The organism is Pseudonocardia parietis, assembly GCF_017876315.1.
Taxonomy (GTDB): Bacteria; Actinomycetota; Actinomycetes; order Mycobacteriales; family Pseudonocardiaceae; genus Pseudonocardia; species Pseudonocardia parietis.
In genome coordinates this window covers 3,329,669-3,349,049 of record NZ_JAGINU010000001.1, presented here as the reverse complement: position 1 = coordinate 3,349,049, position 19,381 = coordinate 3,329,669, and the positions used below count along the sequence as shown (strand labels likewise).

The window sequence follows — 19,381 nt, the reverse complement described above, 5'->3', positions numbered from 1 at the left end:
AGCTGACACGACGATCCTTACGTGAGGCGGCGCTGCGGTCAGACGGGCAGGCTCGGCGGGAGCGGGGTGAGGCGGTACGAGGGTGGCTCGGCACCGTGCAGGTGGCGGACGAAGTAGTCCCAGGTGCGGCGCAGGACGTAGTGCTTGCTGCCGCTGAACAGGTGCTCGGCCCCGGGGACGACGAGCATGTCGACGTCCTTGTCGGCCTTCACCAGCGCGTCGACCAGGCGCAGGGTCTGGGCGGGCAGGACGTTGTCGTCGAGCTCGCCGTGGATCAGCAGCAGCCGGCCCTGGAGATTCGCGGCGAGGCGTGCGTTGTCGAGGTCGCGGCGGGCGTCATCGTCGAGGTCGCCGTAGTAGCGCTCACCCCAGTAGGGGTAGTAGCTGCCGATGTCGTTGGGAGTGGCCCGGGCGACGCCGACGCGGAAGAAGTCGGGGTGGGCGAGCAGCGCGCGAGCGGTGGCGTAGCCGCCCCCGGAGCTGCCGGTGATCCCGACCCGGGTGGTGTCCAGCCACGGGTGGCGCTCGCCCATCTGGCGGGTCGCTGCGATGTGGTCGACCAGGAACCCGGCGGCCGAGAAGTTGCGGTAGGAGTGGTCGTGGAAGGCCTTGCTGCGCCCGGCGGTGCCCCGCCCGTCGATGGCGACGACGGCGAACCCCAGCGCGGCCAGCGCTTCGGCCTCCCCGGTGAAGGGAGGGGTGTCGAAGGCGGGGGAGGTGCGGTAGACCATCGGGCCGGGGTAGACGTGGTCGATCACCGGGTAGCGTCGTTCCGGGTCGAACCCGTGCGGGCGCCACAGGAGCCCGTAGATCGGGGTTCGGCCGTCGGCTGCGGTGGCCCGGAACCGCTCCGGCGGTGCCCAGCCGCGAGACGCCAGCGCGGCGGTGTCGGGGGCCTCGAGCTCGACGAGCACCCGGCCGTCTCCGTCGAGCACCGACGATCGCGGAGGCGTCGCGACGGTCGAGGCCCGGTCGACGACGTACCCGCCCTCGGGCGGGCTGATCGCGTCGTGGTCGAGCTCGTCGTCGGTGAGCCGGGTGAGACCCGTCCCGTCCAGGTCGATGCGGCAGATCTGGCGCAGGTAGGGGTCCGCCTCGTCGAGCCCGTTCGCGAGGAACCAGACCCGGCGGGCGTCCTCGTCGACCCACAGCACGCGGCGCACCAGCCACTCGCCCGAGGTGACCTGGACGTGCTTGCCGCCGTCCGGTGAGTAGAGGTACAGGTGTCCCCACCCGTCGCGCTGGGACCACCAGAGGATCTCCCCGGAGTCCAGCACCCGCACCTGCGGCGGCTCGACGGTCGAGGCGCCCGGGTCGACGCAGGTCCGTCCGGTCTCCTGGACGACCAGGGTGCTGGCCCCGGTGGCGGGGTCGAGGCGGTGCATCTCGAGGGTCAGTGCGTCACGGGAGTACCGCAGGAAGTAGACGGAGTCCCCGACCCACCATCGCGACGCCAGGCTGGTGGTGTGCACGATCGGGGTCGGTGGACCCTGCTGGTGCACGACGGTGCGCGCCGCGACATCGAGCACCACCCAGGACATCGTCGCGACCTGCTCGTCGCCCGGCACCGGGTAGCGCAGCCGGTGCTCCACCGGGCGGCCTCCGCCGGCGGGAGCGGACTCCACCAGCACCTGCTCGGGCAGTCCCCGCTGGTCGAGACGGTGGGTGAGTAGCCGGGTGGAATCCGGCGACCACTCGGCGACGAACGGTGGGTCGATGCCCAGCGCCCGCCACTGGAAGACCCCGGCCCAGTCGAGCATCGCCCCGTAGGAGTGGTCGGGCTCGGCGTCCTCGGTGAGTGCGAACTCCTCGCCGTTGCCCCGTGACCGGACCCAGATGTTCCCGTCGCGGGTGAACGCGGCCCATGTCTTGTCCGGAGACACGAGCTCCACCCGGGTGGGCAGGCCGGGGCCCTCGACCCGTTCGCAGGTGCCGTCGTCGCCGGAGAACTCCCAGGTCTCGCCGAAGGCGAGGAAGCGCACCACGTCACCGTTGTGTCCGGGGGGCTCGAACTCGAGCAGCATCACCGGCAGGTCTGCGGCGTCCACCGCGTGCCCGGACGCCAGCGAGAGCGCGGCCGCGAGCCGGGCGTGGTCGAACGCGTCGTGACGCGTACCCGATGCCGGGTCGACCAGGACGTGCCGGCCGCCGACCTCGTAGACGAAGCGTCGGCCGCCGGAGAGCCACTGCGGCAGCACGGACGCGCCGGGCACCGCCTTCTTCCGGTACGGGGCGAGCATCGATTCAGCGCGCGCGTAGTCCTCGGCGCCCAGCGACATCATCCTTGGTTCCCCCTCGAAGTCCTCGACCGTGCGGCGCCAGGTCACACCCGGCCGTTGCGGCACAGTCAAATAGGTGAGATGCAGATCATCCATAAGTGGATGTACTTTGGGTGGTGTCGTTCTCGTCCCGAATGCCGCCGCGGGAGGCGCTGGACTTGCGACGCCGTAACCCGACACCTCCGGCGGCACCGTGTGGTCGAATCGCAGCAGTAGGAACTCCGCCGCCGTGGATCCGGCGGAGGGCGCCTCTCCGCTCGGCCGGCAGCGGTGGGAGCCGCATGACTCCGCACTCGTGGTCGACTCGGTCCGGCTCGACGTCCGCGCGCCGGACGTCAACGCTTTCCGCACGTGGGTCGACCGGGCGCACCGGAGACGAGGGCGAGGCGGTGGGCGCCGCGCCCCGCGACCCGTTCCTGCTCTCCACCGAGCGGTCCGGCGGCTACAGGGAGCAGCGGGCGTCGGCAGGCGGCAGCGTCAGGTCGACCAGGTAGTCGGTCGCGATCTGATCGACGCACGGGCTCTGGCCGAACAGGGCGATCCCGTGCTGAGCCCCGTCCACGGTCAGCAGCGTTCCGCCGAGGGTCCGGGCCAGGTTGATGCCGCCCTGGTGGGGTGTCGTCGGGTCACCGGTGACCGACGTGACCAGGATCGGCGGCACGTCGACGTCGCCGGTGACGAACGGCCCGGTCCGGCTCGGCGGCTCCGGCCAGGCCGCGCACTCGTGGACGCTCTCGGTGATCGGGGTGCCGTCGTCCATGATCGGGGCGGCCTCGCGGACCTCGCGGAGCTGGTCCGCCTGCTCGGCCGGGGTGCGCCGGTCCCAGTCCATGCACCGGATCGAGCGGAACGCCTCGATGAGGCTGCCGTGGCGGCCGTCGGGACCGCGCTGGGCGTACAGGTCGTGCAGCGCCAGCAGGATGTCGCCGCGCCCGTCCGCCACCTCCGACAGTCCCCGCAGGACGATCGGCCACGTGGCCTCGGAGTACAGCCCGGCGAACACACCGGTCGCAGCGCTCTCGTAGCTCAGGCCGCGCCCGTCGGTCGTGGGCAGGGGGTTGTCCTGCAGTGGACGCAGGAGCGCGTGGTAGGCCTCGACCGCCCGGGCCGGGTCGCTGCCCAGCGGGCAATCGGGAGCGCTCGTGCACTGCGCGGCCATCGCGTCGAACGCCCCCTGGCTCCCCGCGGCCTGGGACACCGTGAACTCCGCACCGGAAAGTTCGGGGTCGACGGCGCCGTCGAGCAGCATGGCCCGCAGGTTGTGCGGGAACGTCTCGGCGTAGACGGCGCCGAGCTCGGTGCCGTAGCTGTAGCCGAGGAAGTTGAGCTGCTCGTCGCCCAGTGCCACGCGCAGCACGTCCAGGTCCTGGACGGTGTCGCGGGTGCCGATGTTGACCAGCGCCTGCTCGCCGCCCACGCTGTCGGCGCAGCGCTGCGCGATCGTCCGGGCGGTCTGCTCGTCGACGACGTCCTCGGGGACGAGGGTGCCGTTGAAGCCCTCGCCGCGGTCGTCCTCGGCGTCGGTGAAGCAGTCCACCTGGGGGGTGGTGGCACCCACCCCGCGAGGGTCGAACGAGACGATGTCGAACCGTTCCGCGATCGGCATTTCGTCCCAGCCCGGGCCCGACGTGGCGACCTGGTTCAGCCCCGAACCGCCGGGTCCGCCCGGGTTGGTCACCAGCGAGCCGATCCGCTCGCCCTTGGCCCTCATCCGCATCACCGCGATCTCGGCGCGCGGCCCCTCGGGATCGGCGTAGTCCAGCGGGACCTGGAGCCGGGAGCATTCGAGCCGTTCGTTCGCGAACAGCGCCTCGTCGGCCGCGGTCGTCGCGTACGGGGCGCACGGCTCGAAGGCGAGCTGCTGGTCGTGGAACTGCGTCAGGTCCGGCGCCGGTGGCGCCGACGCCTGGGGTTCCCCGGCCGGGGCCGGCTGGGCGCATGCCGTCGCCAGCAGCAGTGGCAGTCCCACCGCTGCGAGCGTCATCCGGATGCTTCGTCGCTGCACGCTTCCTCTTCCGTTCGGGTCGTGGCCGATCTTGATCACTGATGCAGGAGCCAACAGACAACGTGCCGTCGCGGCACCCTCAACCCCTGATCAGGTGGTGCCAGCTGCGTTCACTCGTCCGGGGAGCCAGGGTTGCTGCGAAGGTAGGACGTCCATCTGGTCCCGCGGATCCGACGACGGGCTCGAACCGTCCGACCAAAGGACGACGCTGCATCGACTCCTGGAGTCGTTACCGGTGCCGCAGTGGCCGTCGGCCAGCTCGTATCCCGGCCGCGTGACGCTGACGAAGTGCGCGTGGCTGAACAGCTCGTCGACAGGTAGGCCGACTCCCCGGCACCACTCAGAGAGCAGTTTGAAACTCGATCTTCAGACTCGAGTTGATCACGTCGGGCCGGATGATCGGCGAGCCTGGTCCAATCATGAGTGAACTCCTGGTAGCCGGACGGTTGTCTACGCCAGCCGGCCACCAGGAGTTCGTGTGTCATCCTCGCCTGTCTGCACGTGTCTGTCATGCCCGGCCCACGATCGGGGCCAGGCCCCACCGTGCCCGGTGTACCCGTCCTCGTCGATCACCGACGCCCAGTGGGCGGTGCTCGAGCCGCTGCTGCCGCCACCGGGCAACACCACGGGCCGGGGCGGGCGCCCGGAGAAACACCCCCGACGACTGGTCCTCGACGGCATCTTCTACCTGGTCCGCGGGGGCATCTCCTGGGCTCAGCTGCCCCACGACTTCCCTCCCTACCAAACCGTCTACGGCATCTTCACCCGCTGGAGCAGCCGCGGCACCTGGCAGCAGATCCACGACGCGCTGCGTGATCTGGTGCGCGTCTACGAAGGGCGCGACCCACTGCCCACCGCAGCGGTCATCGACTCCCAGTCGGTGCGCGGCGCAGACACCGTCCCCGGCAGCACTCGGGGCTACGACGCAGGGAAGAAGGTCAACGGCCGCAAACGCCACATCGCCGTCGACACCGGCGGACTGCTACTCGCGGTCGTGGTCACCATCGCCGGCATCCAGGACCGCGACGCCGCGCACCGGCTGCTGATCGCCCTGACCAGCCGGTTCTCCACCATCAGCATGGTCTGGGCCGATGCCGGCTACGCCGGACGGCTACTCATCTGGGCCCGCAAGGTCATGTCGCTGACCGTCGAGGTGGTCAAACGCACCAACGACGTCAAAGGCTTCAAGGTCCTCCCACGCCGCTGGGTCGTCGAGCGCACCTTCGCCTGGATCAGCAAGTTCCGCCGCTGCGTACGGGACTACGAGACCCTCCCAGCCCACCACGAAGCCATGGTCCACATCACCATGATCATGACCATGTCACGGCGGCTGGCCCGCACCGGAGACTGGTAACGCCAGTTTCAAAATGCTCTCTCAGAGAGAATGGAACTCCACCGGCACGGCCGCGACGCCGCGGGCGTCTCGAACGCCGTCTCGATCTCGGCGAGCACTGCTTCGTCGCCGTCCATCGAGACCCCGGGTCGACCTGCGTGCCGTCCCGGCCGGCGCTCGTTGCCCGGATCATGCGGGCCCAGTCCCCGACGAAGCGCACGTCGGGGGCGGAGGCCTTCTCCAGCGAGAACCGGATCGTGTCGGAGAAGGTCATCGTCCAGTGCACGACCTGGCCGTCGGGGCCATCGGTCAACGCGTAGGACACGACCCGGGGCCGGGGCAGCCGGGCGCACTCCGCGCGGACCGCGGGGGCGTCCTCCAAGAGCGCGTTCATCGCTGCGATGTGTTCGGGCGACATGAATCGCACGGTGCTCACTTCTCCTCCAGGTGGGCGCGGAGGAATCCGGAGACCTTGCGCCAGAGATACGAGTCGTGCACGCTGCCGAATCCGTGGTACTGCTCGGGCATCACCACGAATTCGTGTGGCTTGCCGGCGCGGATGAGTGCCTCACTCATCTTCACGCTGTCGGTCCAGGTCGCATGGTCGGAGGTGCCGCAGGCCAGCAGGAACGCCGATTCCAGCCGGTCGGCGACCCGGTAGGAGTCGGCATTCCGGTAGGCGTCGCGATCGGTCTGGGGGAAACCCAGATAGCATTCGTAGAGCACCGACGAGTACGGGTCGAAACCCGGCGCGGAGGAGACCGCAGCGGCGTAGACGTCGGGCCGTTCGGCGGCGAGGCGGAACGCCGAGTACCCGCCCCAGCTGTGCCCGACCACCCCGACCTTCGCGTCGGACAGGAACGCGTGGCGCCGCTTGAGCTGCTCGACGGCGGCGGCGTGGTCGGGCACGAGACCTGCCGTCCAATCGCGAAGGACCACGTCGTGGAATGCCTTCGACCGCTCCGGCGTGCCGCGCCCGTCGATCACGAACGTGACGTGGCCGAGTTGGGCCAGTGCGTGCGCGACCCTGGAGAAAAGCCCCATGAACGAGTGCGGACCGGCGGCGAGCTGCGGGCCGCCGTAGACGTGTTCGACGAGCGGATACTGCCTGGACTCGTCGAAGTCCGCGGGAAAGAACATCACCCCCCAGAGCTCGGTCTCGCTGTCGGCGGCCGTCACCGTGAACTGCTGTGGCGGGGTCCAGTCCAGCCGTGAGGTGTCGGCGGTGGAGAGCTCGCAGAGCAGCGAGCCATCGGCGCGGCGCAACACGCTGCGCGGTCCTTCCGCGGGGGTCGACCAGGTGTCCACGAGAGCCTCGCCGCTCGGCGCGAACACCACGGAGTGCACACCCGGCTGCTCGGACAGCCGCTGCACCGGGCCGCCGGCCAGCGGCACCCGGGCCAGGTGCACGTCGTAGGGGCGATCCTGGTCCAGGTGCGCGGTGAGATAGGCGTACTCGTCGTCGACGCGGTGCACGTAGTCGACCGGCCACTGGCCGTCGGTCAGCTGCCGGACCAGCCTGCCCTCGAGGTCGTAGAGGTACAGGTGCTTCCAGCCGGAGCGTTCGGACAGGTGTAGCAGCCCGGTGCTGTCCGGGGTCGGGAAGACCCCGAGCTTGCGGCCGAAGTAGACGTCGTGGTGGATCCGGACGAAGCTCTCGCTCTCCTCGCTGAACATCGGCCGGGTCGCGCCGGTCGCGGCGTCGGCGAGCAGGACGTCGAGCCGGCGGCAGTCGCGGCGCAGCACGAACACCACCAGTTGTGAACCGTCGGGCAGCCAGGCGGCATGTACCGGGTAGGTGTCGGTGGTGTCGCCGAGGTCGAGCTCGACCTCGGGCCGCCCGTAGACGTCGAGCACGTGCAGCGTGCAGCGCTCCAGCGGTCCACCGGCCTGGGCGTGGTAACGGTGCACCAGCTCGTCCTCACGCTTGAGGTAGTGCACCTGGGGCGCGGCATGAACGCCGCGGTTGTCGACCCGGTGGACCGCGAGCCGGGCGCCGTCCGGGGACCAGTTGCACACCGGGAACGCCATGCCCATGCTGGCCAGCGCCGGGTCGACGAGGTCGAAGCGGTACTCGTGCTCCGGACAGCCGTCGGTGGTCAGCGGCACCGGTCGGCCGTCGGCGGCCGAGCGCAGCACGATGTTGCCCTCGACCGTGGAGACGAGCAGGTCACCGTCCGGCGAAGCGAGCTCGCGCGTTTTCTGCGGATCGGCCAGCGGCATGGTGCGCAGGAACTCCCGCGGTGCCCGGCGGGCCGACTCCGACAGCCCGAAGGCGGTGTCCATCGGATGCTCGGCGGGCACTGCGGTGACCGCGCCGGTGTCCAGGTGGAGCGTCACCCGGGTCGAGCCGACGGCGGTGGCGAGCAGGCGCGGCGCGACGAACCCGACGTGGTCGAACGGCAGCCCCCGCCCCGCCGGGGTCTGCCCGGTCGCCTCACCGACCCGCTCACGCAGGACCTGCACATCCTCGGTCAACGGTGCCTTGTCGCCGGTGGCGAGGTCGACGACCCAGCCGCTCCGGTCCTCGGCGGGGCCGTCGAGGAAGGCGAGCGACCTTCCGTCCGGGGACCAGGCGGGAACGATGGTGCCGCCGGTGACGAGGTCGTGGAGACCGTCGTAGAACGGTCGAACCCGGAGTGACCGGTGGGCATGGCAGCCTCCTGCTGGTGTGGGCGTACGGGGTGGTCATCGCGACTGCGCCTCGAACTCGGCCACGAGCTCCGGGAACCGCTGGGCGAGGAACCGGTAGAAGTCGCGCATCCGCGTCAGCTCGTCGTGGGTGCGCGAGCCGGCCGGCACGTCCCCGAGTGCCTGGTCCGCGAGCTCGGCGAGCGTGCGGGACGGCCGCGCCGCGGCGTGCATGGCGCGGACGAACGCGTCCGGGGTCAGGCGATAGTGGTGCCGGCGGCTGCCGGCGACACCGTAGCGCTCGATCATGCCCATGGCCTTGAGGACCGTGATCGCGCTGGACAGGTGCCCCTTGCTCGTCCCGAGGCGGTCGCACAGCTGCACGGTGGACAGGAACGGCGGCTCGGCGAGCATCAGCTCCGCCAGGACCCGTCCGACCAGGCGCGGCCATCCGTGGGCCTCGAACAGCTCAGCGATGCTGTCCGGGAAATCCGACGGCAGTGAGGCCCCCGATGCACCGCGAGCGTTCGGCATGGTTCCGAACGATGCCGGAGCACACCAACCACCTCTATGGACGTCTGTCGATGTCCGGTCCCCCGATATTCGACGATCGTCGTCCGGCCCGGCGGCCGGCTCCTCGCCCGCACCTCCAGGTCAGACCCGACGCATAACTGAAGAAGAAGCCACGGGGTGTCGGCCAAGGCGATCGCGGCGACGACGAGCACGGTCTCACCGGGGATGACGGCGCCGAAGCCGATGACCGACTCCGCCGCGGCGGCGGCGCCGTGATCGCTCTGGTGCTCGTCGGCATCGCCGGTGTACAGCCGGTCCTTCTCCCAGGTGGTCAGCTTGTGGTGATCATCGCCTGCCTGCTGACCGGGCCGGTGCTCGTCCGGTGCGGCTGGCGGACGGGCCGGGTCGCGGGCCTGGCGGGGGTCCTGGTCGCGGTGCAGTGGACCGTCGCCGCGGTCATCGGTGCGATCTGGGCGTCGTCGGCGGCGTCGATCGCTGGCACAGCGGTGATGGCGCTGTGCCTGCTCGTTCCGGTGCTCGTCGCAACGACCACCCGCCGGCGCCAGGAGTACACCGACGCCGGCTGGCAGCTCGCGGAGGCGCAGGACCGCCTGCGGGCCGTCGCGGTGCACCGCGCGGTCGTCGAGGAACGGGCGGCGATGGCCGCCGAGATCCACGACGCGCTCGGGCATCGGATCGCCCTGATCGCCGTGCAGGCTGGGCGCCTGTCACTCGATCCCGCCCTGGCCGACGATGTCCGGGACGGACTGCGAGCGATCCGTTCGGCCGCGGCCGACGCGACGGCCGAACCGGGGCAGACGGTGGACCTGCTCGCTTGTCCCGATGGTTCCTCGGCGGCCGGCATCGACGGGGCCACCATCGAGGACCTGCTGGTGGGAGCCCGTTCCGCGGGACTCGCTGTCACCGCCGACATCGACGACGACCTCACGGGCGGGCTCAGTGACGACGCCCGCGCCGCCGCGCTCCGGGTGATCCGGGAGGGCCTGACAAACTCGCTCCGACGCGCCTGCGCGCCGGACGCCCGCGTCACCGCACACCATCAGGACGGCGACGTGATCATCCGGATCGACAACCCCACCGGCACCGGTCCGGGCGCGGATCCGGACGGGAGCGACGTGGCGACACCGCAGGATCGCGGTACCGGTTGAGGATTGGCGGGCCTGCGATACCGGATCGACCTCCTCGGTGGCTGGCTAACCACGTCGGCCCTCGGGGGGACCTTCAGTCTCCAGGTGTGTATACCGGCCGATGCGCGACGGACTGTTCCGAACGGGCTCGTCACTCCCCCGGCCGACGTGGACGAACACCGCCGCGCCGGTGCACGACGGCACAGGCGCGCGCAGCGGGTCGCCCTCTGGGTTCCGGTGGGAGTGTTCGCGGCGACGCTCGCCCTACTTGCGACGGTGTTCGTGGCCATAACCGTCCTGTCCGTGCTCCCGCACGCCGACGTGGATCCGATCCGGGTCGGACAGACCCGGGCAGAGTCCGAACGGGTCCTTCCGCCGGTGGAGATAATGGAGGCCCCGCGACTCGCTGCCCACACCACCGGGTGCTGAGTGTCGACATCACGAGGTGTCGGTCAGCTTCTTCGCCCGCGAGACGTCCACCGCGTCTGCTTCGCCGCCGGCCGGATCGTCGCCGCGGCGATCGGCAGCGGTGCGCTCGGATTCCTGCTGAAATCCGACGACCCACAGCACCTACTCGACCGGACCCGAGCCCTGGCGGCAGGGGGAGCCTGGTTCTCCCCCCACGGTCGGGCGTTGGCTCGCCCGCCGCGAATCCGGAACACGCCTGCGCGACCGCCTGGCGGCGGCCGACGCCATCGCGCCCCTGAGCGACCGGCAGCGCGAGGTCCTCGCAGCGCTCGGACACGGAGCCTCCAACCACGACATCGCCCGACAGCTGCACCTGACAGAGGGCACCGTCAAGCAATACGTCAGCGGCCTGATGCGCGACCTCGGCGTCACCAACCGGGTCCGCGCGGCGCTGCTCGCCTACCAGGCAGGTCTCACCGACATCGCGCACGACAACCGAGACATCTAGCGCACCGGGCAGCGCCGACCACATCGACAGCGCCGCCCGCAGGGCACTGCGTTCGACCGTCGTTTCCACTGAGAGAGCATTTTGAAACTGGCGTTACCAGTCTCCGGTGCGGGCCAGCCGCCGTGACATGGTCATGATCATGGTGATGTGGACCATGGCTTCGTGGTGGGCTGGGAGGGTCTCGTAGTCCCGTACGCAGCGGCGGAACTTGCTGATCCAGGCGAAGGTGCGCTCGACGACCCAGCGGCGTGGGAGGACCTTGAAGCCTTTGACGTCGTTGGTGCGTTTGACCACCTCGACGGTCAGCGACATGACCTTGCGGGCCCAGATGAGTAGCCGTCCGGCGTAGCCGGCATCGGCCCAGACCATGCTGATGGTGGAGAACCGGCTGGTCAGGGCGATCAGCAGCCGGTGCGCGGCGTCGCGGTCCTGGATGCCGGCGATGGTGACCACGACCGCGAGTAGCAGTCCGCCGGTGTCGACGGCGATGTGGCGTTTGCGGCCGTTGACCTTCTTCCCTGCGTCGTAGCCCCGAGTGCTGCCGGGGACGGTGTCTGCGCCGCGCACCGACTGGGAGTCGATGACCGCTGCGGTGGGCAGTGGGTCGCGCCCTTCGTAGACGCGCACCAGATCACGCAGCGCGTCGTGGATCTGCTGCCAGGTGCCGCGGCTGCTCCAGCGGGTGAAGATGCCGTAGACGGTTTGGTAGGGAGGGAAGTCGTGGGGCAGCTGAGCCCAGGAGATGCCCCCGCGGACCAGGTAGAAGATGCCGTCGAGGACCAGTCGTCGGGGGTGTTTCTCCGGGCGCCCGCCCCGGCCCGTGGTGTTGCCCGGTGGCGGCAGCAGCGGCTCGAGCACCGCCCACTGGGCGTCGGTGATCGACGAGGACGGGTACACCGGGCACGGTGGGGCCTGGCCCCGATCGTGGGCCGGGCATGACAGACACGTGCAGACAGGCGAGGATGACACACGAACTCCTGGTGGCCGGCTGGCGTAGACAACCGTCCGGCTACCAGGAGTTCACTCATGATTGGACCAGGCTCGCCGATCATCCGGCCCGACGTGATCAACTCGAGTCTGAAGATCGAGTTTCAAACTGCTCTCTGAGGGACGAAAGGCTGTCGAGGTCAGGACGCTAGGGGCCACGACCGGAGCCGATCGACGGCGCTGTCAGCGTGGTGGCGCGCCACCACTGTCGTTTACCGTCGTTCTACACCCGGGCGGTGTGCACGTACGGCAGAAGTGCTCCTCGACCGGGCCCGTCCGGTCCCACCAGCAGCCAGGTCATCGCCACCTCCGCGCGTGCGATCGGGTTCATTGGTACCTGCCCGCATCCCGAACAACGGATCCGGCGGGCCCGCCGGTGCGTCGTCTTGTTGGCCGACTGGGCGCGCATTACTGCCCCGCGTTCGCCGAGACCGACCCGTCCGGGCCGATCGCTCCAGAGCGGGTCAGAAACGAAACATGTGGAACGACGGGGAACGACAGTCGCTTCAATGGGGGTGGATGCGGTCGCTATGCCACGCGGATCGCAACGCCCAAGACTCTAGGCAACGGATGGCGTGTCCCCGCCCTGGACCTCGCGGCTGTGGGCGAGCAGCCGCTGGCACACCCAGGCCAGCACGGCGAGACCGAGCAACCCGGCTACCAGCACGACCGGTCCACCCACCGCGAAGGCCACGACGCCCCCGGCGATCACACCCGGCCAAGCCAGCGTGCCTAGCCACTTGTCCCGCTCCGACCAGCGCGGGCTGCCCCACAGCATCACCACCCCGGCGACCCAGCCGAGGACCGGGACGACGAACCCGCCCAGCAATAGCAACAGCACGGCGATCACGTCGTTGACCTGGGCCGAACCAGGACTCGGCCGGGCCCGCGCGGCCGGACCGGTCTCCGTCCGGGCCGCGGCCGCGACCAGCTCGGGTGCACCGAGCCCATCCAGCGCGCGGCGCGCGGTCAGCTCGTCGGATCCAGGCGGCACAGCCTCCGCCAGATGCGCGGTGAGGTCGCCGAGTAGCTCGTCGCTCTGGTCAGTGGGCAGATCCGCGGTCGCGGAGCGCAGCCGCAGCAAGTAGCACTCGACCAGCTCGCTGGCCGGGGTCGATTCGCCGCTCATGCGCTCATCACCCACCGCCGGACGGCGGCCAGAAGCTCCGCGCGGGCAGGCTCGGACAGGCCAGCCGCCACATAGCACAGCCGAGTCAGGTGCCGGTCGACGAGGTCGCCGGCAGGGGTCGCAGTGGTCACGGTTCCTCCCGTGGTCGTGGTGTGGGTTGTCATGTCGGTCCCGCCAGCAGCAGGCTGTCCACGGCGTCGCGCAACCGCGACCACTCATCGCGGAACGCAGCCAGCGCGGCGGCCCCGGATTCGGTGAGCCGGTAGTAGCGGCGCGGCGGCCCCGCCGGGGATTCCTGCCAGGTCGTGCTGACCAACCCGTCGGAGCGCAGCCGGGACAGCATCGGGTAGATCGTTCCCTGGCCGGCGGCGAGCGCATCGCTGGCAGCCAGCTCGGAAACCAGCTCGACGGCGTAGCGCTCCCGTACATCCAGCAGCGCCAGCACACAGAAGGCGACGGTGCCGCGGCGCAGCTCGCTCATCGACTTCCGTGCACGACCTGGTTCCATGCATCGCAAGGTACCTGTGACAACATCGCTCCGTCAATCGGAGCAGTAGCACCGCTTACGCGGCGACCAACACCGGCCACATAGATCACTGTCACCGTCGCCGCCAGAACGGGAAAGGCAGCCATGACGGCTCCCGAACCCAGACCGGTGATAGCCAGGTTGATCAGCGCTTGGGCGGGCGAATCGTGGGATCGTTCCTGACCGGCATCGCCGTCGGAGATGCCGAGGGCGAAGACGGCTGTCGCGATGGTGCCGCCGATGGTCGTGCTGTCCGCGACCGGTTCACTGGAAGAGATGACCGAGGGGTACGCCCCCCTCGTCCGGTGAACAGGGCGGCGTTCAACTGGTTCGAGACCACTCAACACGGCATGGCGGCACTCATGGTGCTCGCCTTCTCCCGACTCGGCGACATCCGGGGGCACAAACGGGTGCTGATTTGGACGACGACTCTCACGGCACTGAGGTCCTGGATTCTGGTGTTCGAGCTCGGACCCGGCCGCTAGGAACCCCTCGACATTCCCGCGGGTGTGCAAACCCATCCCGCCCCAGTTACCGGCCGACAGCAGGGGCACCGCTCGGGCTTCAGAAGCAATTTTCGGCACGTTCCTGAAGGACGAGCAGAACGGCTGGCCGGATCGCCCTCCCGTCGAGCTCCTCGTGCGCCGACCGGGAGAGAGATTCGAACCGCGATTCGAGGAGGAGTGGCCGCTCGCGCGGACCGAGTGGACGGAGTTCCGTCTCTGCCCGGACACCATGGACCTGCGGAGCACGCCGAGCGCCCCGGGCACGGTGAGCTACGAGCCGGAGCACGAGGACGTGCGCTTCGCGCTCCCGCCTGCCGATCACGATCGCGAGTTCACCGGTCCGGCCGCCGCGAAGCTGCGGATCTCGTCCGCCACGGCCGACGCCGACCTGTTCCTGAGCCTGAGCCTGAGCCTCTACGACCCGCAGGGTTCCGAGGTCACGTTCATCGGGCCCAACGACCCCAAGGTTCCGATCGCGCTGGGATGCCTCCGCGCCTCCCACCGGCGTCTCGACCCCGACAGGTCCGAGCCCTATCGACCGGTGCACAGCCACGACACCATCGAGCCGCTCGTCCCCGGTCAGCCCGTCGATGTCGACGTCGAGATCTGGCCGACGAGCATCGTGGTCTCGGCCGGCTACGTCCTCGAGCTGGGCATCGGCGGCCGGGACTACCGGAACGAGGGCACGGAGATCGAGAACGCGATGTACCCGACGACGGGCGTCGGCCCGTTCATCCACACCGACCCGGAGGATCGTCCAGCAGAGATCTTCGGCGGCACGGTCACCCTGCACTTCGCTCCCGATGTGAAGTCGTACCCGCTCCTCCCGGCGATCCCGGCTCCGTGAGCAGCCGGCCGGCGGATCTGCTCGCACAGCCAGTGGCGGCTGTAAGGAAGTGACGAGGTAGCCGCTTCCGCTGGCGACACAGATCCGTGGCCCCCTCGTGGGCGGAGCACCGGCCAACGGGTACCTCGGCGACGCCGTCGCGGAGGTACCCGTCATCGGCCTACTTTCCGAAGCAGTTCCCGGCTGAACCGTCCCGGGTTCGGTGCCGCTTCCTTCCTTGTGGAGGATGTGGATCATGTCCAAGCGGTACCCGCCCGAGCAGCGTGCACGGGCCGTGAAGATGGTGCTCGACCACCTCGACGAGTACCGGTCGGTGTACGCGCCGTGCCAAGCGATCGGCCCGAAGGTCGGAGTGGGAGTCGAGTCGCTGCGCCAGTGGACGGTGCAGGCCCGGATCGACGCCCAGCAGTGGCCGACCTCGGCCGAGCGGCAGCGGATCAAGGACCTGGAACGTGAGGTCCGGGATCTGAAAGAGGCCAACGAGATTCTCAAGGCTGCCTCGATTTTCTTCGCGAGGGAACTCGACCCTCGCCACCGCTGATCTGTGAGTTCATCGCCCAGATGCGTGCGTGTCATTACAGGGTCGAGTCGATCTGCCGCATACTCACCGAGCAAGGCGTCCAGGTCGGGGTCGCCGTAGTACTCGCCGAAAATCGGGCGGATACGGCTGAGTAGCCTCCTGAGCTGCGGGGATGGTGGTCGCACGGGGGGGGAGATCGCGGTGGCGACGCAGGTGTTGCCCGCCTCGTCCCCAGGCGAGGAGTCCAGGACTCCCGAAGACCCGGGTGCAAGGTGACGGCCGGGCCGGGTCAGCCCACCTTCGCGCGAGCGCGGGCGAGCGCTCGGTAGACCGTAGAGCGGGTGACGGAGAAGAGCTCCTCGAGCTCGCTGATGGTGTGCTCGCCGGCGGCGTGGAGTGAGACGAGGTGCGCTTCCTGCCGCGGCGAGAGCTTGGGCTGCTCGCCGCGCAGCCGGCCCTTGGCTCTGGCGACCTTCATACCCCTCTCGTGTCCTCATCCTGACGAGGTCGGCCTCGAACTCGGCGATCACGGCGAGTGCGTTGAACAGCAGCCGGCCGATCGGGTCGGTGAGGTCGTGCACCGAGCCGCCGATGCAGAGCTTGATCTCGCCGGCGGTGAGCTCGTCGGCGATCGCACGGGCGTCGGGCACCGAGCGGGCGAGGCGATCAAGCTTCGTGACCACGAGGGTGTCGCCGGGCGCGGCATGGTAGGTGACGGCGTGCGCGACGTCCTCCGCAGCGGCCGTGCGCTTCATCGGCATCCGCGCGGCGACGACTGCCGGGCCGGCGAGGGTGCCCCATCAGGGGGTGTCGACGAAGCCCGGTGGCACGTCGTTGGCGGTGATGCCGGTGCCCGCATACTCGATCGTCAGTGCCTTGGTGAATCCGATCACCCCGCCTTTCGCCGGGCGAGGCTCGGTGAACCGCTCTGGGTCGAGGAGGACGAGATGTTGACGATTCGCCCCGGCCGGCGTCGAGCATGTCGCCGACAATTGCCCTGGTGACCAGGAACGGACCTTCCAGGTCACTCTCGACCGTCTCGTCCCACTTCTGCTCGGCGCGTTCGGTGAAGGGCTCGTACTTCGTGGCCCCGGCGTTGTTCACCGGAACGGTGACCGGCGCGAGTTCGGCGTGAGTGCGGGCCACCGCGAAGACGCCTTCGGCCCGCGCACAGTTCGCCTCGACAGCGATGCCCGTCACGCCGGACTCCCGGAGAGTGGCCAGCGTCTGCTCGCGCCGTCCCCGTCGAGATCTCACACCGCGACGGCCGCGCCGCGGCTCGCCACCAGCACGGTCGCACAGACCCGGCCGATCCCACTGCCGCCGCCGGTGACGACCGCGGTTCTTCCTCCGAGAGACATCGCGTCGTTGCCGAACGACACCGTCTCCGAGGTGAACCGGTCCCCCGTGAGCTGCATGCCGTCACCCGAGTTCCCGAACCGGATGACCACCCGGTCCATGGCGACCGCGATCAGGGGGACGCCCCCTTCCGCCAAGCTGTGGTCTAGCACACATTCACCACCGCACCGGGAGGGCCTCGAGACCGTGGATGTTCTTTGTCACCGCGAACGGGATCTCGTCGAAGTCGCAGGCCAGGGCGAGGTCCGGGAAGCGGCGCAGCAGCGCCGGGAACGCGATCCGCATCTCCAGCCGCGCCAGCGGGGCGCCGAGACAGTGGTGCCCGCCGTGTCCGAAGGCGAGGTGCGTGGTCTGCTTGCGGCGCACGTCCAGCCGGTCGGGTTCCTCGGCGAGGAAGGCGGGGTCCCGGTTCGCGGCGGTCAGGTTGAAGGCGATCAGCTCTCCCTCCTTGATCACCCGCCCGGCGACCTCGACGTCCCGCTTCGCCATCCGCGGGCCGCCGCCGCTGACGATGCTGAGCCAGCGCAGCATCTCCTCGACCGCAGGGGCCACGGCGCTCGGGTCGTCCCGCACGAGTGCGAGCTGTTCCGGGTGCTGCAGCAGGGCCAGCGTCCCCAGTCCCAGCTGGTTCGACGTGGTCTCGTGTCCGGCCAGCAGCAGCAGGCCCGCGATCCCGACCAACTCGTCCCGCGTCACGTCGTCGCTGTGTTTCCGCACCAGCATGCCCAGGATGTCGTCCTGCGGGTCCTTGATCTTGCGGTCGACCAACGTGCGCATGTACTCCAGCGACTCGTCCGCCAGGGCGATGACCTGCTCGGGTGTCAGGCCGATCTCCATCTGCCTACGGGTCCGCGCCTGGAACTCCGGCTGGTCCTCGACCGGCACCCCGAGGAGCTCGCAGATCACCAGCGAGGGGATCGGCAGCGCGAAGTCGGCGACCAGGTCGGCGGGCGGCCCCGTGCGCTCCATCGCATCGAGGTGTTCCTCGACGATCGCCTCGATGCGCGGCTCCAGCCTCTTCATCCGACGAACGGTGAACTCACCGGTGAGCAGTCGGCGCAGCCGCGTGTGGTCCGGGGCGTCCATCACCAGGAGGTTCCCGGCACGCTGTCCCAGGGCGTTGCGCGGGTCGGCCCGGGAGTCCTCCAGGTCGAAACCGACACTGAAGTTCTCACTGTCGCTGAGGACCTTCTTGATGTCCGCGTGGCGGGTGAGGATGTAGGCCCTCCGCCCGAAGGTCGGCATCTCGACGGGCGCGATGCCGATCGAGTCCCGCACGGCGACGAGTTGAGGTACCGGATCAAAGCCCGTCCGCTGCGGACGGGTGGCAGGTGGTGGAGCGGCGCTCGGCTCTGAGGTCACTCTTTTACTGAACCGCGCCGCGGACCGACCCGTCAAGACGCATCTCGCGCAAAATTGCACGACGTGCCACGATCGCCCTGCGACGTGGCAGCTGCCGCGACGGGGAACCGGCGAAGGGGATGGACGACGTGACGAACGACGTCGCGACCGGCAGGCGGGCACGCAAGAAGATGGCGACCCGCAACGCCATCCAGGAGGCGGCCCTGCGACTGTTCGCCCAGCACGGTGTCGAGAACGTGACGGTCGAGGAGATCGCCGCGAGGGCGGACGTCGGCCTGCGGACCTTTTTCAACTACTTCCCCACCAAAGAGGACGCGGTGCTCGCCAGCACCGCACCGGGCATCGACTCCCTGATCGACGAGGTCCGGGCGCGCCCGGCGAACGAACCGGCGATCACCGCCCTGCGTGAGGCGGCCATCTGTGTGATCGAGTCGGAGGTCACGGGCGGCCACGACCACCTCACTGCGATGAGGGTCGTCAGGGACAGCCCGACGCTGGTCTCCCGCCAGATGGCGATGCAGTCGGAGTACGAGGCGACGCTCGCCGAGGTAATCGCCCGGCGCGTACCCCCGGGCGCTCCCGCGATCTACCCGGAGCTCTGTGCCGCCGCCGCGATGGCTGCGCTCCGCCTGTCCCTGCGCCGCTGGCTCGACGCGGGCGAGAATCCCTCCAGCGATCTGCTCCGCCACGAGGTGACGGCGTCGTTCGTGCTGCTCGCCGACGGGCTCGACCGGCAGGCGCAGCACCGGTGACCGTTCTAGTGAGTCGCTGTTGTTCGCGCGCCTGAAGGTTCTCGGACGCGGCACTAGCTGCCCCACCGCCACGGCCGGTGGGCCTCGCCGTCGACCTCCATAGGCGCACAGCGCGGCGGTGTGCACGGCGACCGAGGCGCGCGCAGGGGCGCCGACCGCAGGCCCGAGCAGGGCGAGCAGCACACCGAGCCCCGACCCAACGGCAGCGAGCTGCGCGGCACGGTGGCCGACGTGGCGGGCCGGTTCGATCGCCTCCAGCAGCAGACTGGCCTCGCTCAGGGTGCGGATCAAGGTGTCCGCAGCCCAGGCCGGGGTGCCCCCGGGCGGGACGAGACCGATGCCGAAGTCGGCGGCGCAGGCGTCCTGTCCGGTCCGTGCCGCCTTCGGTAGGCCGGTGGTCAGGCCGCGTTGGCCAGCGGAGGCACCCCCAGCGCGGTGAGGAAAGCTGGTGTCGCTGGTGCTGGTGATCCTGTGGCTCGGCGGGCTGAGGTCGCTGCTGGCGGTGCTCTTGGGCACTCGGCCGGTCGGAGACGCGGCCCGGGTTGAAGCGCGGTGACGGGCTCGCGAT

General features: G+C 69.9%; 21 protein-coding genes and 1 pseudogene. 7 read left to right on the top strand and 15 right to left on the bottom strand.

The window, feature by feature from the left end:
• Positions 1-38 precede the first annotated feature (38 nt).
• Both JOF36_RS15895 and JOF36_RS15890 read right to left on the bottom strand, forming a co-directional pair.
• Positions 39-2,375: a S9 family peptidase gene (locus tag JOF36_RS15895; protein WP_245350861.1), complete on the bottom strand. Its 2,337-nt coding sequence runs from the start codon at positions 2,373-2,375 to the stop codon at positions 39-41.
• Positions 2,376-2,721: 346 nt separating this feature from the next.
• Positions 2,722-4,248, bottom strand: a complete 1,527-nt coding sequence (locus JOF36_RS15890) for an alpha/beta hydrolase (protein ID WP_210027640.1) — start codon at positions 4,246-4,248, stop codon at positions 2,722-2,724.
• Positions 4,249-4,834: 586 nt separating this feature from the next.
• Here JOF36_RS15890 and JOF36_RS15885 point away from each other — a divergent pair.
• Positions 4,835-5,638 carry an IS5 family transposase gene (locus tag JOF36_RS15885; RefSeq protein WP_210025079.1) on the top strand — a complete coding sequence of 268 codons (804 nt, stop codon included), beginning with the start codon at positions 4,835-4,837 and terminating at the stop codon, positions 5,636-5,638.
• Between the two features lie 411 nt (positions 5,639-6,049).
• Here JOF36_RS15885 and JOF36_RS15880 read toward each other — a convergent pair whose 3' ends face one another.
• Positions 6,050-8,095: a S9 family peptidase gene (locus tag JOF36_RS15880; RefSeq protein WP_245350860.1), complete on the bottom strand. Its 2,046-nt coding sequence runs from the start codon at positions 8,093-8,095 to the stop codon at positions 6,050-6,052.
• A 210-nt stretch (positions 8,096-8,305) separates the two neighbouring features.
• Entirely contained in the window at positions 8,306-8,782 is a 477-nt protein-coding gene (locus JOF36_RS15875; RefSeq protein ID WP_210027638.1) for a GbsR/MarR family transcriptional regulator, read from the bottom strand.
• Between the two features lie 317 nt (positions 8,783-9,099).
• Between JOF36_RS15875 and JOF36_RS40890 the strand changes: the two genes are divergently transcribed.
• Positions 9,100-9,930, top strand: coding sequence for a sensor histidine kinase (locus JOF36_RS40890; protein WP_210027636.1), 831 nt, complete (start codon positions 9,100-9,102; stop codon positions 9,928-9,930).
• A gap of 147 nt (positions 9,931-10,077) precedes the next feature.
• On the top strand, positions 10,078-10,338 hold the full coding sequence (locus JOF36_RS15865) for a hypothetical protein (RefSeq protein ID WP_210027634.1): 261 nt from the start codon (positions 10,078-10,080) through the stop codon (positions 10,336-10,338).
• 9 nt (positions 10,339-10,347) lie between these two features.
• Here the strand turns inward: JOF36_RS15865 and JOF36_RS40155 are convergent, their stop codons facing one another.
• Complete coding sequence (locus JOF36_RS40155) at positions 10,348-10,479, bottom strand: hypothetical protein (protein ID WP_281071431.1); 132 nt, start codon at positions 10,477-10,479, stop codon at positions 10,348-10,350.
• A gap of 94 nt (positions 10,480-10,573) precedes the next feature.
• On the opposite strand from JOF36_RS40155, the gene JOF36_RS40150 reads away from it, so the two are divergent.
• Positions 10,574-10,825, top strand: coding sequence for a LuxR C-terminal-related transcriptional regulator (locus tag JOF36_RS40150; protein WP_210035729.1), 252 nt, complete (start codon positions 10,574-10,576; stop codon positions 10,823-10,825).
• 93 nt (positions 10,826-10,918) lie between these two features.
• Here JOF36_RS40150 and JOF36_RS15855 read toward each other — a convergent pair whose 3' ends face one another.
• From JOF36_RS15855 to JOF36_RS15840, 5 genes are all read right to left on the bottom strand, one after another.
• Positions 10,919-11,722, bottom strand: coding sequence for an IS5 family transposase (locus JOF36_RS15855; protein WP_210025079.1), 804 nt, complete (start codon positions 11,720-11,722; stop codon positions 10,919-10,921).
• 649 nt (positions 11,723-12,371) lie between these two features.
• The gene (locus tag JOF36_RS15850) at positions 12,372-12,941 is read right to left on the bottom strand and encodes an HAAS signaling domain-containing protein (protein ID WP_210027632.1); all 570 of its coding nucleotides are present in this window, start codon (positions 12,939-12,941) and stop codon (positions 12,372-12,374) included.
• Positions 12,938-13,072 (bottom strand): hypothetical protein, encoded by a 135-nt coding sequence (locus JOF36_RS40145; RefSeq protein WP_281071430.1) that lies wholly within the window; start codon positions 13,070-13,072, stop codon positions 12,938-12,940. The genes JOF36_RS15850 and JOF36_RS40145 overlap by 4 nt, the downstream gene beginning before the upstream one ends.
• A 29-nt stretch (positions 13,073-13,101) precedes the next feature.
• Positions 13,102-13,422 carry a PadR family transcriptional regulator gene (locus JOF36_RS15845; protein WP_245350859.1) on the bottom strand — a complete coding sequence of 107 codons (321 nt, stop codon included), beginning with the start codon at positions 13,420-13,422 and terminating at the stop codon, positions 13,102-13,104.
• Complete coding sequence (locus JOF36_RS15840; RefSeq protein WP_210027628.1) at positions 13,419-13,871, bottom strand: hypothetical protein; 453 nt, start codon at positions 13,869-13,871, stop codon at positions 13,419-13,421. The genes JOF36_RS15845 and JOF36_RS15840 overlap by 4 nt, the downstream gene beginning before the upstream one ends.
• 103 nt (positions 13,872-13,974) lie before the next feature.
• Between JOF36_RS15840 and JOF36_RS15835 the strand changes: the two genes are divergently transcribed.
• Both JOF36_RS15835 and JOF36_RS15830 read left to right on the top strand, forming a co-directional pair.
• Entirely contained in the window at positions 13,975-14,820 is an 846-nt protein-coding gene (locus tag JOF36_RS15835) for a CocE/NonD family hydrolase C-terminal non-catalytic domain-containing protein (RefSeq protein ID WP_210027626.1), read from the top strand.
• Positions 14,821-15,055: 235 nt separating this feature from the next.
• The gene (locus tag JOF36_RS15830) at positions 15,056-15,361 is read left to right on the top strand and encodes a transposase (RefSeq protein ID WP_210027625.1); all 306 of its coding nucleotides are present in this window, start codon (positions 15,056-15,058) and stop codon (positions 15,359-15,361) included.
• A gap of 268 nt (positions 15,362-15,629) precedes the next feature.
• On the opposite strand, the gene JOF36_RS41620 is transcribed toward JOF36_RS15830, so the two are convergent.
• The 5 genes and pseudogenes from JOF36_RS41620 to JOF36_RS15810 form a co-directional block, all read right to left on the bottom strand.
• Entirely contained in the window at positions 15,630-15,818 is a 189-nt protein-coding gene (locus JOF36_RS41620) for a helix-turn-helix domain-containing protein (protein WP_245350858.1), read from the bottom strand.
• A gap of 37 nt (positions 15,819-15,855) precedes the next feature.
• Positions 15,856-16,095 (bottom strand): annotated as a pseudogene (locus JOF36_RS41615) (recombinase family protein); the annotation flags it as partial.
• Entirely contained in the window at positions 16,007-16,540 is a 534-nt protein-coding gene (locus tag JOF36_RS39015; RefSeq protein WP_307862399.1) for an SDR family NAD(P)-dependent oxidoreductase, read from the bottom strand. The gene JOF36_RS39015 and the pseudogene JOF36_RS41615, both read right to left, overlap by 89 nt.
• Before the next feature lie 53 nt (positions 16,541-16,593).
• Positions 16,594-16,851, bottom strand: coding sequence for a hypothetical protein (locus JOF36_RS15815; RefSeq protein ID WP_210036442.1), 258 nt, complete (start codon positions 16,849-16,851; stop codon positions 16,594-16,596).
• Positions 16,852-16,855: 4 nt separating this feature from the next.
• A complete protein-coding gene (locus JOF36_RS15810; protein WP_307862398.1) occupies positions 16,856-17,977 on the bottom strand; it encodes a cytochrome P450 in 1,122 nt (373 codons plus the stop codon).
• 212 nt (positions 17,978-18,189) lie between these two features.
• Here JOF36_RS15810 and JOF36_RS15805 point away from each other — a divergent pair, with 212 nt between their 5' ends.
• Positions 18,190-18,813, top strand: coding sequence for a TetR family transcriptional regulator (locus JOF36_RS15805; RefSeq protein WP_210027624.1), 624 nt, complete (start codon positions 18,190-18,192; stop codon positions 18,811-18,813).
• The last annotated feature ends 568 nt before the right edge of the window (positions 18,814-19,381 follow it).